Raw genomic sequence first — 15,884 nt, 5'->3', positions numbered from 1 at the left:
CCTTATTGCTTAGCCACAAGTTGTGCGTTGTCGTTTGACAATGTAAATGCCACACCGCTTGTATCAATTGTTACTGTTTGCGGAGAGATTGGCATACCAGGACCTACGCGAGCAGGACCATTTACAGCAATTACATCACCTTCGTTAAGGCCTGAAGTAACCGCACGTAATGCACCGTAACGTTCACCAATAGTAATTAGTTTGTATTCAAGTACGTTGTTTTCGCCAACGGTTAATACAAAACGATTTTTTAAGTCAGTACCAATTGCACGTTCTGGGATAATAATAGCGTCGCTAATAGAATTGGCTGCAAGCTTGATACGTGCAAACGAGCCTGCGCGTAATTGGTTATTGTCTTCATTAAATACCGCACGTACGCGTAATGTACCCGTTGATGAATTAATTTGGTTATCAATAAAGTTAATGTAGCCTTTGTATGCAAAATCGCTTTGACCCACTTTTTGCATTACAACAGTTTGGTGGCTCGCAGCAGTAACATCATTAAAAGAGCTATTCCATGTGCGTTCATCAACATCAAAATAAGCATACATAGCTTGGTTTGAAACAATTGACGTTAATACGCTTTGACCCGCAAGTATGTTATTACCTTTAGTAATATTTGCGCGAGAAATAATGCCATCAATTGGTGATACTACTGACGTAAACTCTAAATCAAGCTCTGCTGAAGTAAGTTGTGCTTGAAGTGCAGAAAGCTGTGCTTCGCGTTGGCGTAGTGTTGAAGTACGCGCTTGTGCTTGTTCAGTTGAGATTGCCTTACGGTCTAATAAGCGTACCGCACGTTTGTCTTCACTTTTAGCTTGCTCTAAGGCAGCTTCTGCGCTGTTAATCTGTGCTTTTAAGCTAGCAACCACGGCCGCAAATGGACGAGCATCTAATTGAAATAAAACATCGCCTTCTTTAACCACATCGCCTTCTTTAAATTCAATGCTATCGATGATTCCCGATACACGCGGCATTAAGGCAACTTCTTGTGGAGACTCTAAACGAGTTGTATATGTGTGCCAGCTTTGTACCGGCTTAACAAGCACCTGTGCTACATCAATTGGTTGAAGTTGCTGTGCAGGTGCTGATTGAGCTGTGCTCTCATCAGCACAACCCGCAAGTGTTAAAGATGCCGCAGTAAGTGCAGCAGCAATTAGATGTTTGTTCATGAAGACGCTCCATTGTTGATTAGCCTCGCATAATACGGATTAAACCCGTGTGTAAAAACCATAGATTTTTAAATTCATTAATGCCAAAATGGCATCAATAGATTAGTTAAGGTGTAATAATGGATACAACAAGTCGACTTTTAATGTTACTTGAAGTGGTTGAGCAAGGCTCTTTTGCTAAAGCTGCAGAAATACGCAACATAGATCGCTCTGTTATATCTAAACAAATTAGCCGTTTAGAGGATGAGTTAGGCGTTAGGTTACTTAACCGAACCACGCGTTCATTTTCGCTCACAGCGGCGGGTGCCGAAATGATCAAAAAAGCCGCTGAGCTTAGAGAGCTGCTCGGCGAAACCGTACGCATGGCTGAAAACTACCATTTAGAACCGCGTGGCGTATTAAAAATCACTTCATCAACACTTATTGGTCGTCGTTATTTACAACCTGTACTTAATGACTTTCAAAAACGCTTTCCTCAAGTAGAAGTTGAACTGCGTTTAGACGATAGATTAGTAGATATAGTCTCTGAAGGATTTGATTTGGCTTTTCGTGTAGGTGAGCCTAAAGATTCGTCACTTATTGCACGTAAAATAGCGCGTAACCGATTATTAATTTTAGCTGCACCGCAGTTTATTGAAACTTACGGTATGCCAAAAACAATCGAAGAGTTAGCGCAATTACCAGCAGCAAGCTATGCCAGTAATTCTATTCGAGTAGAAACCATAGATTACTACGATAGTAAGGGTGAACGCTGCGAGCAAAAAATAAAAAGTGTGTTTCGTGCTAATGATGCCGAGTCATTGTTAATGAAAACATTATCGGGAACAACTTACTTTGTTGCCCCTGCATTTATTATTGGTGATGAAATAATACAAGGTAAGCTAGTGCCTTTATTGACCGATGTAAAACTGATGGAGTTTAGTGCGATGTATGCCGTATATCCGCACCGAGATTTACCAGTGAGGACCCGGTTGTTTTTTGATGCTGTGCGCGAGCATTTAGGAAAAGATAAACCGATTTGGGAAAACGGGATCCCCAACTTTGAGCAAATGTATTAAGTAACCCTGCTTAAGCAACTACCGTTTCATAGGTGTGTTCTTTTTTAAACTTACAGTACACTTTATTGCGGCCAAATTGTTTTGCTTTGTATAACTGTTTATCTGCTTGGTTTACAAAGCTTTCCAATGAATTAGTACTTTTAAATTTTGCAACACCAATACTGGTTGTAACATTAATTGCAAGGCCGTCAATGTCAAATGTGGTATTTTCAAAACGTGCTCTTATTTGTTCAGCGGTATTAAGTGCAGCCTCTTCATTTGCAAAAGAGCTAAATAAAGCAAACTCTTCACCGCCTACTCTAAATACATACCCTCTACCAAGCACAACTCTTAGTAAAGTGGCCACTTCGATAAGTACTTGGTCACCGACACCATGGCCATGCTCATCATTTATCTGCTTAAAAAAGTCTAAATCGAGTAAAAACAAATATAACTGTGACTTATCTTGTAGTTCAACTTCAAAGTAGTGGTTCATTGAAAGGCGATTACCTGCACCCGTTAATGGGTCAAGTAACGCTAAATTTTTAAGGCGCTTTGAAAAGTGTGAGCGGCTCCCTTCAAAAACATGAGAAATCGCCCAAATACTTAAATAAGCACAGAGTAGATTAAGGGATAAGTTAAAAGTTTCAAAGGGGGCAAGTGTAGACTTACTCCCTAAAATAAACACTTGGATAACTAATAAATTTGCAGAGAAAATTACACCATATTGTTTACCTAATAACAGGTAGTACAAAATAGGTAATGCAAACGACCATACAAACACACCATTACGAGGCGATGCTAAGGATGTACCTAAAATAACAATTAACGTTATAAGTACACACATTATTAAGGATTGCCAAAACTGTAGTGGACGGCGTATAAGTGAAATATAAGTAAATATACAATAAATAGAAAAACAGATTTCGATATAGCCAAGCAATGGAAAGTTATTTACGGTTAAATTAAATCCCGCAAATCCTACCGATAAAAAACCAAAACAAAGACACATCCCTCTCAGAACGTCCTTTCTTAATGATTTAGTGCTATTAAGAGCCGCGATATCCATTCTAATCACTTAATAAAAATAAAAAGTAAGTTTAACGTGAAAATACAATTTAACAAGCCTTGTTGATATAAAACCATGTAGATACAACCAGTTATTTACATTTTAGGGATAATGTAGTGTGTTTTAGAAACACGTTTGATGCTTTAATATCACTAAGTGGCTTTAACAACTAGCCACCTAACATGGATAAATTAGTAGTAATACCTGTATTACCTTGGTGTAAAAGGTGAGTTGGCTTTTTGGTTTTAATATAACGAGATAACAATGCCATTAATTCGCTGTTTGAACTGTCGTTCATATATTCTCTTAGCGAAATACCCTCTTCAGAAAACAAACACAAGTGCAGATTCCCTTTTGCTGTAACCCTTAATCGGTTACAGGTACTACAAAAGTCGTTGCTGTAAGGCATGATCAAACCAATTCTGCCTTGATAATCAGGATGAGCAAACTCTTGGGCAGGACCTGCTGATGCACTACGCGCAACTTGCTGCCAACCCGTTTGTAATAACTGAGTTTTTAAAACTTGCCCAGAAACATGGTTAGCATCAAAAAAGGCTTTGTTGTCGTTTGTTTGCATCAATTCTATAAAGCGGATGGTAACGGGACGGTGTTTAACCCAATTTAAAAATGTATCAAACTCTTTTGCGTTGTATTGCTTCATCAGCACGCTGTTTATTTTTACCGAATCAATACCCGTTTCAAGCGCAGTATCAATACCTTTCATTACTGAGGTAAATTTGTCATGCCCAGTAATGGTGTTAAACATGCGTGAATCTAAGCTATCAATGCTTACATTAATGGCGTTTAAGCCTGCATCCACCCAGTCATGAATATTCTTATGAAGAGAAAAACCATTGGTAGTCATTGCAATTTTTTTTATGCCCGCGACATCTTTTGCCGCGCGAACAACATCTATAAAATCTTTTCTAAGCGTTGGCTCTCCGCCAGTGATCCTTACTTTTTCGATACCATGGTGTGCAAACGCTTTAAGCGTGTTGCTAATTTCATCAATTGTGAGAAAACCACGGTCTGGCCCGCCCTGATAACCATCTGGTAAACAATAAACACACTTAAAATTACATACATCAGTAATAGACAAACGTAAGTAACTAAACTCTCGCCCTGTTGGGTCGATTAGCATAAATAAACCTTAACTAATATCAACACGTAATAACAACCTAATACCAATTTGCAATAATACTTAATCATTTAATTAAGCAAATTGGTATAAACAACGCTACTTATTGATACATAAATAATAATTACATAAATATATTTAATAACTTAAAGGAGCAGCATAAAGCATACCCCTTTAGTTATTTTTGTTTTACGCTTCTAAGCCTTTTTTAAGTTCGCTTGGCTTCATTGGTAGGTCACGTAAACGTACGCCTACTGCATTAAATACAGCATTACCAATCGCAGGAGCAACCCCTATAACGCCAGGTTCGCCTAAACCAACTGGAAACTCATCGCTTTGTAAAAATTCAATGTCAATATCTGGCACATCTTGCATTCTTAGCGGTAAATAAGTATTAAAGTTAGTCGCTGATACCTGTCCATCTTTATACGTATTTGATTCATGCAATGCAAGGCTGCTGCCCCATAGTAACGACCCTTCAATTTGCGCCAGTGCGCCATCTGGGTGAACTATTAAGCCAGCATCTACAACAACATAGAGCTTTTTGAGCGTTATTTTACCACTATCACGGTTAACATGAACATGCGCTGCGGTTGCAAGCCATGCTGGCATAGTACGTTCTTGCCCTGAACTTACAGAAAAGCCAATGCCTTCATCTTTTGCTAATTTAACAGAAGCTACTTTATCAGACACCGTTTTAAGCACATTACGTAAGCGCAGTGCTCCGCCAACGCTCTCAGGTGCTTTACCCGCTTGCTTGCCTTTACCGTCTAACATTTCAATTCTAAATTGAACTGGATCTTTGCCTTGCTTATGGGCAATTTCATCAATAAACGACTCAAGACTCCATGCAATCCAACCTGGCCCTACTGAACGTAACCAACCTGGAGTAAAGGTGCTTTGTGCAACTTCGTTATTAATAGCGCGTGCACGATGACTGCTCATGCTGTACCAATGATCAGCGCCTGATGCCGAAAATGCATCAAATTTACCTTTACCATCAACACCCGGTGATAAAAACGCTGGTGCCATTGCTTTAGTAGGCCAACCTGCAGCAAATGCATGCTCTAAACCAGTAAAAGTACCGTTTTTATCAAACGACGCTGTCATTTTTGCAGCAGATGCAGAACGAGACTGATCGAATAAACTATCGTCTGCTCGTGTAAATACCAGCTTTACTGGTTTACCTACTGCTTTTGCAGTTAGAGCTGCAGGTACAGCCCAGTCACCAAATAATCGACGACCAAAACCACCACCTAAATAATAAGGACGAATAATTACTTTGTTTTGTTCTATATCGAGTGCTTTAGCAAGCGCTGGTAACGTAAGTGACTGCCACTGGTTACCTGTATGAATAATCCAATTTCCGTCTTTAAATTCTGCAACCGCATTTAATGGCTCTAGCTGATAATGACTTGCTGTCGCTGTGGTATACATTGATTCTAACGACTCACTGGCATCTGCTTGAGTTTTCTTTATATCGCCTTGATCAACAAATAAAGTACCCGAGTCGCGTTGCTCGCATAATCGCTTACCTTCTTTTTGAATATCAGCTTCAGATATATTTGCTGACTCACCCTTTTTGTAACTCACCTTTAAAGCATCTACTGCTTTAATGGCACTTGGGTAACTATCAGCTAATACAACAACCCAGCCTTGCACTGTGTTACTAGGGTCATTTAAAATTTCATAGCCTTTGTAACCTTTAATAGCTTTTGCTGCACTATCGTCAACGTTTGTTACTGTGCTGCCATAACGGGTTGGCGGTATTACTGGTCGCGCGTACAGCATGCCTTCAACTTCTACATCTATCCCATATACTGCGGTACCATTTGTTTTGGCTGGTATATCAAGCGCTTTAAAGTCTTGTTTAAGCCCAGTTAAATGACGTTTATTAGCAGGTTTTAGTGGAAGGTTTGCAACTTCATCACTGGTAAATGTACGATTAAACTCGCCTTTTTTAACTATGTCTGCGTAACTAACCGATTTTTCGCCTGCAATAATATAGCCCTTTTCAGCACGACATTTGTCTGCAGGCACGCCGAGCATTTTAGCTCCGGCTTCTATTAATGCAATTCGACCCGCAGCGCCGGCTTGAGATAATGGCTTGAAGCTTTGAAATACAGACCACGAACCACCCGTTACCATAAAGCCCCATTTTTCATGGGTATCTACGTAGGTAATTGATACTTTATCCCAATCACATTCAAGCTCATCAGCCACAATGCGCGCAAGAGCAGTACCAATATGTTGACCCATTTCAGCTTTAGCAATACTCACTTCTACGGCGCCGTCGGTGCTCATAGTCCACCAAATAGTGGGTGAAAAAGCTTGTTGCGCAATTGATTCTTTTGCACTGACCGAACCCGAAAATAACGCAGGGGCAAACGCCATGACTAAGCCTGCGCTAGCAGTGCCAATCATAAACGAGCGACGATTTAAATTAACGGTTTCGCTATTTTTTTGAAATAATTTTTTCATTATCGGCTCCAGTTAAGCGTCTTGTGCATTTGGATCAAATATATTTACTACACTTTGTGACTCATCTGCAGCGCGTTGAATAGCAGTTTTAATACGTTTATAAGCCATACAGCGACAGTAGTTACCATTCATATGGCTTACTATTTCTTCATCTGAAGGACTTGGATTAGCTGCCAGTAATGTAGCAGCTTGCATTATTTGTCCCGACTGACAGTAACCGCACTGTGGTACTTGCTCTTCAACCCATGCTTTTTGAAGTGGGTGTTCGTTATTAAGCCCTTCAATTGTGGTAATGTTTTTTCCTGCAATTGCGCCAATTGGTAAAACACATGAGCGAGTTGCTTGCCCATCTAAATGCACCGTACACGCACCACACATTGCAATACCGCAACCAAACTTCGTACCTTTTAATCCAATTTCATCACGAATAACCCATAACAATGGTGTATCTTCACTTGCGTGTGATTCAACCACCTTGCCATTAATTGTAAACGTCACCATAGCTTGCCCCTTGATTAAGCTTTATAACCCGTGTTTAAATTATTTAATCTAAACGCAAGTTATAACAGTTAAGATTGTTGTAACTACTAATCCATAACACATATAGTTACCGCATCAGCTACATTAACAGCTAAATACCATAACCACTGCACTAAAGCGTTAGCGCAGCTAAAACTTATTTTGCCCTACTAATACTTTTTCACTCATTTTTAGCTATAAAATTACTTAGCTGCTTTTGAGTATCTATGTCTAAACTCGCACTACGTAAACTAATTGTATTGACGACCTCACTGCTGGAGCGCAGTAATTGCTGTGCACCTCTATCTGAAGTTAAGCTTGCAAGCTGAGATAAATCAACCACTGGGAATATAGCGGGTACACCTAAACGCTCGCCATAGTTTGCGCACCAGCGCGATGGATTACGTGTAAAACCAGTAACTAGCTCACTTAAGTGCGCTACTTTTAGCTCAACCTGATCCGCAAGCATAAATAAAATCCCATCAAAGGACTTATTTTTAAACACTGTTTGAGAAGCTATCGCGATTGAATTACCTAAACCTTGGCTCCATTGCTTGTTCTCAATGAGCTCTATGTTTTTATAAACTGCCAGTGCTTGTGATACTTCTTTATGCCATGCCCCGGTAACTACATACACCGGCGTGTCATCAAGTGCTTGAAGTGTATTTACTGCATGCTCAATCATTGTTTTGCCAAACCCGATATCAGCCGTTAATTTACAGCCGTTAAAGCGAGATGATTGACCTGCGGCTAAAACAACTTTTGCAATTAGCACGCCTCTTGCCCCCAATGACTTAGTGATTGGGCATCTTTATCACACAGCACTGCATGTATTTCGCTGATCAGCGATAGTGCAATACTCTCTGGCGAGTCGCCGCCTAAATTTAAACCGACAGGCCCAAAAACAGGAGACTTTATTTGTGAAACACGCGTATTTGCGTGCTCTAAAACTTGTTCACGTCTGTGCTTAGGTCCCAATAACCCTATGTATTTAAATGGAACATCTTTAAATTGAGCCAACGTACTGGCGTCAAGTTCAACGCTGTGAGCCATTAAAATAGCAGCATCTACTTTATTAGTTATGCAATATTCTTTTAACTCACTCGGTGTGGAGCGCAAAATAGCATCTGCATTTTTAAAGTATTGCCTTTTTGCATTGGCAGCGCGTGTATCCCATACAGTTACACTCCAACCAAGTTGTTTGGCAAATGTATAAACCGGAACTGCATCTGCGCCACCACCCACTATTAATAAATGAGGCGGCGGATAAATAGAAGTTTGCAAGCACGTAGCGCCTTGTAATTCTACCAACTGCGCTTTGCGGTTCATTGATAAACCATGTAACTCATCATCTTGCGTAAATACACCACTGCCGGCTGGCAAAATGGGGCTTACTTGTTGAAGGTATCGCCCTGGTTTATTCTCATTAAGTGCTTTAGATACAAGCTCTAACTGTAAATAGTCATTAGCTTTGTGAATGGGCTGCAGTAAAATGTGTACTATGCCCCCACAACCAATGCCAAGTTGAAATGTTAAATCGTCTTCATCGGTGGCATCATAACTAATGGTTTTACTGGTTAAAGTACTCATTACTTGTTTAGCGTGGCGCTGTATGTCAGCTTCTAAACAGCCTCCTGAAAGCATGCCCAAGCGCTCGCCTAGGCTCGAAATAAGCATCATAGCCCCTAGTTTTCTGTAGCTAGAGCCTTCAATTTTGTACAAAGTAGCTAAAACCCATTCTTGGTTGTCCCTATTGAGATACCAAGTGTTTAAGATACTTTTCAAATCTGTAACCATATATTGCCCTTTAAAAAGCATTTTTTGCGTTTAAAAACAAGCCAGCCTAAACAGCTAATTTAAAACTTAATAATTCACGCACAATTTAGTTTTCTATTATATCGTTTAAGGTCTCAATTAACTCATCAAATTGATCATTAACGCTTTGGCGTTGTTTATCATTTAGAGTTAGGTTTAATTCGTAGAGTAAATTTATATATAAATTTAAGTTTGCTTCATTGCTTTTCAATAGTGCGTCGCTCATATAAAGTTCGCGCTCTTCAATAACCGTACTTAACTGATTTATAAATTCTTTTTTTGTAATTTCAGCATTTGTAAATACCTGTTTGGCTGCATTCAAACGGTTTTGCTTGTACTCTAACCACAGCGCTCCTGCATCTTGATGTTGTTCATTAGTTGATTTAATCAGTGCTTTTTGTTGTTTATTAAGCTTGCCTATCCACTGCTCGTAGTATTCAAATTGCTCTTCCAAACGCTCACTTTTTCGCTCAAGCGGGGTTTGTTCGTTAAATTCTTCGCGTTCGTCGTTAATTTTTATTTGGATATTGTCTAAAAGCTCACCTCTTTGCTCACTTGATAAGGTTGCTCCAAGCTCAGCTAAAGGCAGTTTTGCGTACCCAAGTAGGTTCTGCCAATGTTGTTTTGCAAGCACAACCTGTGTTTTTAATTGTTTAGCCTCCAATGTTTGGTTAAACAATACTTTTATATTTTGTATGTCTTGTCTGTAGGCGGGTAACTGGGTAGTTCGGTGCCAATTTTGTGTTGTTGTAATTATGTTTTTTAGCTGTGTATTTTGCTTTTTATTTAAATCAACATAATCGTCAACCCAAAACGATGAAAGCCAACTCAAATTATTGTAAGTAAAAGATGCCGAACAACTACATAAAAACAACATACTTACAGCAAGGCATATCTGTTTTAGTTTTTTTGCTTTGAAATTATTAAGCATAACCTTCTCTATTATTTAGATTATGGCAAAGCTCAAAACTCATTTGATAATAATTATCATTTAAGTATTGACTTGCATTTAGATCTAACTGATAATCGTTCGCACAAACACAGTGTAACGACCTCAGTGCCTACGGAAGAATATTCAGCAAGGATGCTGACACATTAAAAGAAGAGCGTGCCGCTTCGTGTTATTACTTACTCGACCCAAGTAATAACATCAAATATCACATTTACTTGCTACATTGCTCATATTAGTGACGGTTAATATGACTCAAAAAAGCCCTAACGGGCTTTTTTTATTTCTTTAAATTTTCTATAAAATCTGTATCTTACACTTCTTAAACTCGTTTACTTACCTTAAAAGTCCACCGCGCTATTATTTACATTTTATACGCACGATCTGATAAGGTATCGCCTTGCGTTTGCGCTAAAGCTGGCGTAAAACATAACAGTAGACACCCTTTTTTGCATCTATTTATAATAACCGATTTAGTCTCTACTTAAATGCATTGAGTATTTAAACGTTTAAAATGCGTAAATAGTGCAAAAATTTAATAATTTAGCATTTAACTAAAGTCTGTTTACCTTTCGGGATTAAAACTTGTTCTATTTAGGCGCTATTTAATCGCGGCAAGATATACTGGCCCTAAAACCTATCGTAACTATTACTAATTGGAGACATTAATATGTCACAGTTTAATTTGAAAGCACTCGTTCTTGCTGGCGTTTTACTTGCCAGCCCTTTCGCTCATGCAACATTAGAAGATGGCATAAGAGCAGCTAACGAAGGTGAATTTGCAGTCGCCCTAAAAGAATTTCAATACCTTGCAGATAAAGGTTTTGCGCCAGGAATTTACGAACTAGCTAAATTATACGAAGGTGGATACGGTGTAACACGCGATTACCGCAAGGCAGCTGCGCTTTATCAACAAGGCGTTAAAAAGAACCATCCGGATTCAATGTTTGCGTTAGCTGTTTTATACGACGAAGGTAAAGGCGTAAAGCTTGATCACCAAATGGCTGTTACCTTATTTGAAAAAGCAGCCAATAAAAACCTGCCTGCGGCTCAGTTTAATTTAGGTGTAATGTATTCTAATGGCGTGGGCGTTACGCGAGATTATGAAGCGGCACGCAACTGGTACGAAAAAGCAGCTGCAAACAATTACTCTTTAGCACAATTCAATTTAGCGCTAATGTATTTTGAAGGGCTAGGTATGCCAAAAGATTTAGAAAAGTCATACATTTGGAATACTATCGCTGAGTACAACGGCAATATGCAAGCGAGTCATAGCCGCAAACTTGATGAGCGTAAAATGCTGCCTAAAGAAATTGAAGAAGCTAAAGAAAAAGCCGATGCCATTTATGCAAAAATACAAGTGGGTACCTATGCTGGCGAAGGTCGCTTATTTTAAAGTCTTATTTTAAAGTCTTATTTTAAAGTTTAAGAGTTTAAGACCTTAGTTTGAAACTAATCTAAAAAGGCTGAATTACATAACGTAATTCAGCCTTTTTAATATATCTTGATTTAGCAGATTCAAAATCTATTCAACTTTACAAAATCAACACCCTCTTATTTTATGTAAAGCCACTTTAGTAGCTTAATAAGAAGTTTGCTTTGTTTTAGCAGCATAACAATACGAGGATTAAACGAGCCCGATACTAACGTATTTTTAGCATGGCTAAACGTTAAAAACCCTTCTATGCCATGATAATGCCCCATTCCTGAGTGCCCTACACCACCAAAAGGGGCATCGTCAGCAGTTACTTGCACTAACGTATCGTTTATTGCCACAGTGCCACTGATTGTTTGCTTCATAATGTATTCTTGAGCGCGCTTATCTTGCCCTAGAATATAAAGCGCTAACGGGTGGTGATGGGCTTTAATATAGTCAATTGCATCATCAAGTTTGTCATAGCTCATGATTGGTAGTATTGGGCCAAATAACTCATCTTGCATAAGCTGCATTTCGTCAGTAACTTGAGTCACTAAGTGCAGCCCCATACGATGTTTTTGCTCATCTTGCTGGTTTTGCTCAAGTGGCTTAATAATGTTTGCGCCAAGCTCTTGGGCTTGCTCTAAATAGGTTGCTAAACGTTTATAGTGTGCATCGCTAATAATAGAAGTTAAGTTTTTACCTTCAACACCGTCTTTAAAGTGCTTTTTATAAAGCTCGCATAATTGCTGAACCAACTGATGCTCAAGCTCTTTGGGTACAAATACGTAGTCGGGAGCAACGCATATTTGCCCTGCGTTGGCCATTTTTCCAAACAGTAAAGCTTGCGCCGCTTTTTTAATATCGGCATTTTGCGTAATAATAACTGGCGATTTACCACCGAGCTCGAGCGTTACTGGTGTTAAATTACGGCTCGCTGAAGCCATTACTAATTTACCAACGGCCGATGACCCCGTAAATAATAAATGAGCAAATGGCAGTGATGAAAACTGCGCGGCTACGTCGCTACCGCCTTGTATTATTTTGCAATGCGTTTGCATGTCGTCTTTAAATATTTTTTCGATAACGACGTTTGTATGCGGTGTAAACTCGCTTAATTTGAGCATCACTCTATTACCAGCAGCTATGGCAGTAAGCACAGGTACTAACGCTAACTGAATCGGGTAATTCCACGGTGCAATAATACCAACCACACCTTTAGGTTGGTAATTAACACTTACTTTTGAAGGCCACAAACTTAAACCTACAGAGCGATTACTTGGCTTTGCCCATTTTGGTAGCTTTTTGATAATGTGCGTGAGGGTTTGAACCGTAGGCAATATATCGCCAAGTAGAGTATCGAAAGCAGTTCTGTAACCAAAGTCTTTTGAAGCAGCATCCACTAGCTCTTGCTCAAGTTCAACAATACGTACACGGAGTTTTTTTAATAAAACGAGACGTTTATCAATTGGCAAGTAAGGTGTTTCGAGAAAGCTTTTTTGCAATTCATCAAATTGGGGAATTAAAGGCATTGCCTGTGATGTGTCGGTGCTCAAAATAGATTACTCAATTTTTAAAGTTACCGCAGACTATAACCTTGTTCTGTTTTTCGAGCAATAACACTAATTATCTAAAAAGAGCTTCTTGAGCAATATAAATAAGTATAAAGAGTAGCTTTGTTTAAAATTGTAAATATAAACAAAACTACTGGTTGGAACTAATTTAGCACAGCTTTAAAAGCCAAATACTTGCGCTGCGATAGTCATTGTCACTAGCGTAATTAATACAATGGCGACAATATTTAGCACAAACCCTGCTCTTATCATGTCGCGCATTTGAATTTGCCCAGAGCCAAAAACGATAGCGTTTGGTGGTGTCGCTACTGGCATCATAAATGCGCAACTACATGCAATAGCGGCAGGAATAACCCATACAAGTGGCGAACCTGTTATAGATTCTGCAACGGGTCCTAACAAAGGAAGAAAGCCAGCAGCAGTCGCTGTATTACTCGTGATCTCCGTTAAAAACGTAATTAATGCCACAACAACAAGTACGCTCATAACAAGTGGAATAGTACTTACACCTTCTATCATTTGGGCAATAAAATCAGCAAGACCTGATGATTTTATTTGAGATGCTAATGTCAATCCGCCTCCAAACAAAAGTAGCACACCCCACGGTACCTCTGACGCGTGATGCCAATCAAGAATACGCTCATCTTTGTCTTTATTCGCTGGCATTACAAACAACAGCAATGCCGCTGCAATTGCAATTGTAGTATCTGAAATATTAAGACCTGTTATATCACCTAATAAAGGTCTAAATATCCAACAAAGTGCAGCAAGTACAAATACAAACAACACGCCTTTTTCTGCACGTTGCATTACTCCAAGGTTTTTTAACTGCGTTGAAAATACCGCTTTCGTATCAATTTTTTGATCGTTTTTAACATTAGCATCTACTTTATACGCAAATTTAGTAAGCCAAACCCAGCTAATAATTAGCATGCTTAAAGACAGAGGTACACCTACAATCATCCACTGAGCAAAGCCAATTTCTATTTGGTAACTATCTGACAAGTAAGCAGCCATTAAGGCATTAGGCGGAGTACCGATTAAAGTAGCAATACCACCAATACTTGCACCATAAGCGATTGATAACAGTAAAGCCTTACCAAACCCTTCATTACTCGGGTCTGATTGCTTAACTAAACTGGTAATCGAAAGTGCAATAGGCAGCATCATTACGGCTGTAGCCGTATTAGACATCCACATCGACAAAAATGCGGTTACCAGCATCATAGCTAAAATTTGTAAACTTGGTTTTTTACCCGCATATAGCATAGTGCTTAGCGCAATACGTTTATGTAACCCCCAACGCTCCATAGCAATTGAGATTAAAAACCCGCCTAAAAATAAAAAGATTAACGGGTGTGCATACGGCGCGGCCACACTTTTTATTGCTGCTATGTCAGCCAGTGGTGATATTACCAGTGGTAGCAATGCAGTTGCCGGAATTGGTACAACTTCACTTACCCACCACGATGCCATCCAAAACGCTAAACCTGCGGTTTTAAATGCGGCTACAGACATACCCGTTGGTGGATCGAGTAAACATGTTAATAGCATTACTAAAGGGCCCAGTACTAAAAAAAGCCATTGAAAATGTCTGTTCTTACCTGGTTCTTGCGTCAATATATTATCTGTCATGGCTAGCCTCTAAAACTTGTATTTAAGACCAAGCGCAACACTGCTGTCGTCTTGTTCTTCTAAATTAAGATCGGTATATAAAAGGTAAGCTGTTGTTTGCTTATCAAATACATAGTCAAGGCCCGTACTCCATTGCGTTGCCTCAGATGCTTGACGAAGAGTTGAGTCATCTTTAGCAAATTGAATTTTTGGCACCCACTTATCAAACGTATAACTTGCACTCAATACATAACCATTACCAGATTTAGTACCATCTACTGATTCTGAATGCTGGTATAGGGCGCCTAATTGTAATTGCTTAAACTTATAAACGCCTGCGATTCTACTTGCTGTTATATTATTAAGTGAATCAACATGGCTTAATGACACATAATACGGGGTGTTATTTAAATTACGATCGCCATAAATAAGCGTAGCAGCAAAACCTGCTTCATTATCTTTATTATCATCTTTTGGGGCATACGTAAGTGAAAACTGCGTGTTATACCAATAATTTGAAGTATAAGTAATCGTGTCACCGAGGCGGTCTTGCCCCGCAATAACCTGAGCTATGTCGGCTTGAGTCTCGTTAAAGTTATCGAGTTTTCCTTCAGAGTATTTAAAGCGAGTGTCGTTTCGACCTACAACTACCTCACCAAAAGCACCTTTTAAACCTAAGTAAGTATTACGTGCTGTGAAAGGCTCTTGCGTATCATCTTCTTCAAAACCTTTAACTTGTACCTCATATTTAAAAACAGCACTTAAATATTCGTTAAGTTTATGATCGCCCTTAATACCAATACGCGAGTATGGCGCTTCAATTTGAGTACCCTCTTCGGCATAACGCATTATGCCCGTATCAGTACTGGCAATTTGTACTTCAGCTTTACCGTATACAGCGTACTCTGCAGCAAAAGATGTGTGTGAAAACGTAGCTAAGCAACCATAGGATAGAAATAAAATACAGGTGTGTGTAGTTTTTGTCATCGTGTGCCCTAATTATTAGAATCTACTTGTTGTAGCGCTAATAAGGCAACTTTACTGCCAAGTGTATAAAAGCAATCTATTTCAATAGCTTACTAAAATAAATCGTTTGATT

Annotated in this window: 13 protein-coding genes; 2 read left to right on the top strand and 11 right to left on the bottom strand. The window is 39.2% G+C overall.

The annotated features are described in order from the left end of the window. Positions 1-2: 2 nt before the first annotated feature. Positions 3-1,172 carry an efflux RND transporter periplasmic adaptor subunit gene (locus tag QL995_RS00660; protein ID WP_290291612.1) on the bottom strand — a complete coding sequence of 390 codons (1,170 nt, stop codon included), beginning with the start codon at positions 1,170-1,172 and terminating at the stop codon, positions 3-5. Between the two features lie 119 nt (positions 1,173-1,291). On the opposite strand from QL995_RS00660, the gene QL995_RS00655 reads away from it, so the two are divergent. Then, positions 1,292-2,230 (top strand): LysR substrate-binding domain-containing protein, encoded by a 939-nt coding sequence (locus QL995_RS00655; RefSeq protein WP_007582020.1) that lies wholly within the window; start codon positions 1,292-1,294, stop codon positions 2,228-2,230. A 10-nt stretch (positions 2,231-2,240) separates the two neighbouring features. On the opposite strand, the gene QL995_RS00650 is transcribed toward QL995_RS00655, so the two are convergent. The 7 genes from QL995_RS00650 to QL995_RS00620 form a co-directional block, all read right to left on the bottom strand. Next, positions 2,241-3,278: a GGDEF domain-containing protein gene (locus QL995_RS00650; RefSeq protein WP_356947976.1), complete on the bottom strand. Its 1,038-nt coding sequence runs from the start codon at positions 3,276-3,278 to the stop codon at positions 2,241-2,243. Between the two features lie 169 nt (positions 3,279-3,447). Next, the gene (gene moaA / locus QL995_RS00645) at positions 3,448-4,419 is read right to left on the bottom strand and encodes a GTP 3',8-cyclase MoaA (RefSeq protein WP_024593165.1); all 972 of its coding nucleotides are present in this window, start codon (positions 4,417-4,419) and stop codon (positions 3,448-3,450) included. Between the two features lie 186 nt (positions 4,420-4,605). Next, entirely contained in the window at positions 4,606-6,897 is a 2,292-nt protein-coding gene (locus tag QL995_RS00640) for a molybdopterin cofactor-binding domain-containing protein (protein ID WP_290291607.1), read from the bottom strand. 12 nt (positions 6,898-6,909) lie between these two features. Further along, positions 6,910-7,398 carry a (2Fe-2S)-binding protein gene (locus QL995_RS00635; RefSeq protein WP_007582016.1) on the bottom strand — a complete coding sequence of 163 codons (489 nt, stop codon included), beginning with the start codon at positions 7,396-7,398 and terminating at the stop codon, positions 6,910-6,912. A gap of 199 nt (positions 7,399-7,597) precedes the next feature. Further along, complete coding sequence (locus QL995_RS00630) at positions 7,598-8,191, bottom strand: nucleotidyltransferase family protein (RefSeq protein WP_290291605.1); 594 nt, start codon at positions 8,189-8,191, stop codon at positions 7,598-7,600. Then, positions 8,185-9,213, bottom strand: coding sequence for an XdhC/CoxI family protein (locus QL995_RS00625; RefSeq protein ID WP_290291603.1), 1,029 nt, complete (start codon positions 9,211-9,213; stop codon positions 8,185-8,187). Before QL995_RS00625 ends, QL995_RS00630 begins: the two co-directional genes overlap by 7 nt. 85 nt (positions 9,214-9,298) lie before the next feature. Further along, positions 9,299-10,162, bottom strand: coding sequence for a DUF6279 family lipoprotein (locus QL995_RS00620; RefSeq protein WP_290291601.1), 864 nt, complete (start codon positions 10,160-10,162; stop codon positions 9,299-9,301). 688 nt (positions 10,163-10,850) lie between these two features. Here QL995_RS00620 and QL995_RS00615 point away from each other — a divergent pair. After that, entirely contained in the window at positions 10,851-11,576 is a 726-nt protein-coding gene (locus tag QL995_RS00615) for a tetratricopeptide repeat protein (protein WP_007582012.1), read from the top strand. Positions 11,577-11,734: 158 nt separating this feature from the next. Here the strand turns inward: QL995_RS00615 and QL995_RS00610 are convergent, their stop codons facing one another. The 3 genes from QL995_RS00610 to QL995_RS00600 all read right to left on the bottom strand — a co-directional run bounded on the left by QL995_RS00610 (position 11,735) and on the right by QL995_RS00600 (position 15,772). After that, positions 11,735-13,153, bottom strand: coding sequence for a coniferyl aldehyde dehydrogenase (locus QL995_RS00610; protein ID WP_290291599.1), 1,419 nt, complete (start codon positions 13,151-13,153; stop codon positions 11,735-11,737). 177 nt (positions 13,154-13,330) lie between these two features. Continuing rightward, complete coding sequence (locus QL995_RS00605) at positions 13,331-14,806, bottom strand: DASS family sodium-coupled anion symporter (RefSeq protein WP_169045128.1); 1,476 nt, start codon at positions 14,804-14,806, stop codon at positions 13,331-13,333. Between the two features lie 9 nt (positions 14,807-14,815). Continuing rightward, positions 14,816-15,772: a porin gene (locus tag QL995_RS00600; RefSeq protein ID WP_290291596.1), complete on the bottom strand. Its 957-nt coding sequence runs from the start codon at positions 15,770-15,772 to the stop codon at positions 14,816-14,818. Between the last annotated feature and the right edge of the window lie 112 nt (positions 15,773-15,884).

Source organism: Pseudoalteromonas sp. APC 3358 (assembly GCF_030408075.1).
GTDB classification, from domain to species: Bacteria; Pseudomonadota; Gammaproteobacteria; order Enterobacterales; family Alteromonadaceae; genus Pseudoalteromonas; species Pseudoalteromonas arctica.
The sequence above is the reverse complement of the archived record's forward strand: the minus strand, read 5'-3'. Positions and strand labels throughout refer to the sequence as shown.

Coding starts and splice junctions, on each gene's coding strand:
- QL995_RS00660 (WP_290291612.1), bottom strand. CDS start 1,172: ATGAACAAACATCTAATTGCTGCTGCACTTACTGCGGCATCTTTAACA.
- QL995_RS00655 (WP_007582020.1), top strand. CDS start 1,292: ATGGATACAACAAGTCGACTTTTAATGTTACTTGAAGTGGTTGAGCAA.
- QL995_RS00650 (WP_356947976.1), bottom strand. CDS start 3,278: ATGGATATCGCGGCTCTTAATAGCACTAAATCATTAAGAAAGGACGTT.
- moaA (WP_024593165.1), bottom strand. CDS start 4,419: ATGCTAATCGACCCAACAGGGCGAGAGTTTAGTTACTTACGTTTGTCT.
- QL995_RS00640 (WP_290291607.1), bottom strand. CDS start 6,897: ATGAAAAAATTATTTCAAAAAAATAGCGAAACCGTTAATTTAAATCGT.
- QL995_RS00635 (WP_007582016.1), bottom strand. CDS start 7,398: ATGGTGACGTTTACAATTAATGGCAAGGTGGTTGAATCACACGCAAGT.
- QL995_RS00625 (WP_290291603.1), bottom strand. CDS start 9,213: ATGGTTACAGATTTGAAAAGTATCTTAAACACTTGGTATCTCAATAGG.
- QL995_RS00620 (WP_290291601.1), bottom strand. CDS start 10,162: ATGCTTAATAATTTCAAAGCAAAAAAACTAAAACAGATATGCCTTGCT.
- QL995_RS00615 (WP_007582012.1), top strand. CDS start 10,851: ATGTCACAGTTTAATTTGAAAGCACTCGTTCTTGCTGGCGTTTTACTT.
- QL995_RS00605 (WP_169045128.1), bottom strand. CDS start 14,806: ATGACAGATAATATATTGACGCAAGAACCAGGTAAGAACAGACATTTT.
- QL995_RS00600 (WP_290291596.1), bottom strand. CDS start 15,772: ATGACAAAAACTACACACACCTGTATTTTATTTCTATCCTATGGTTGC.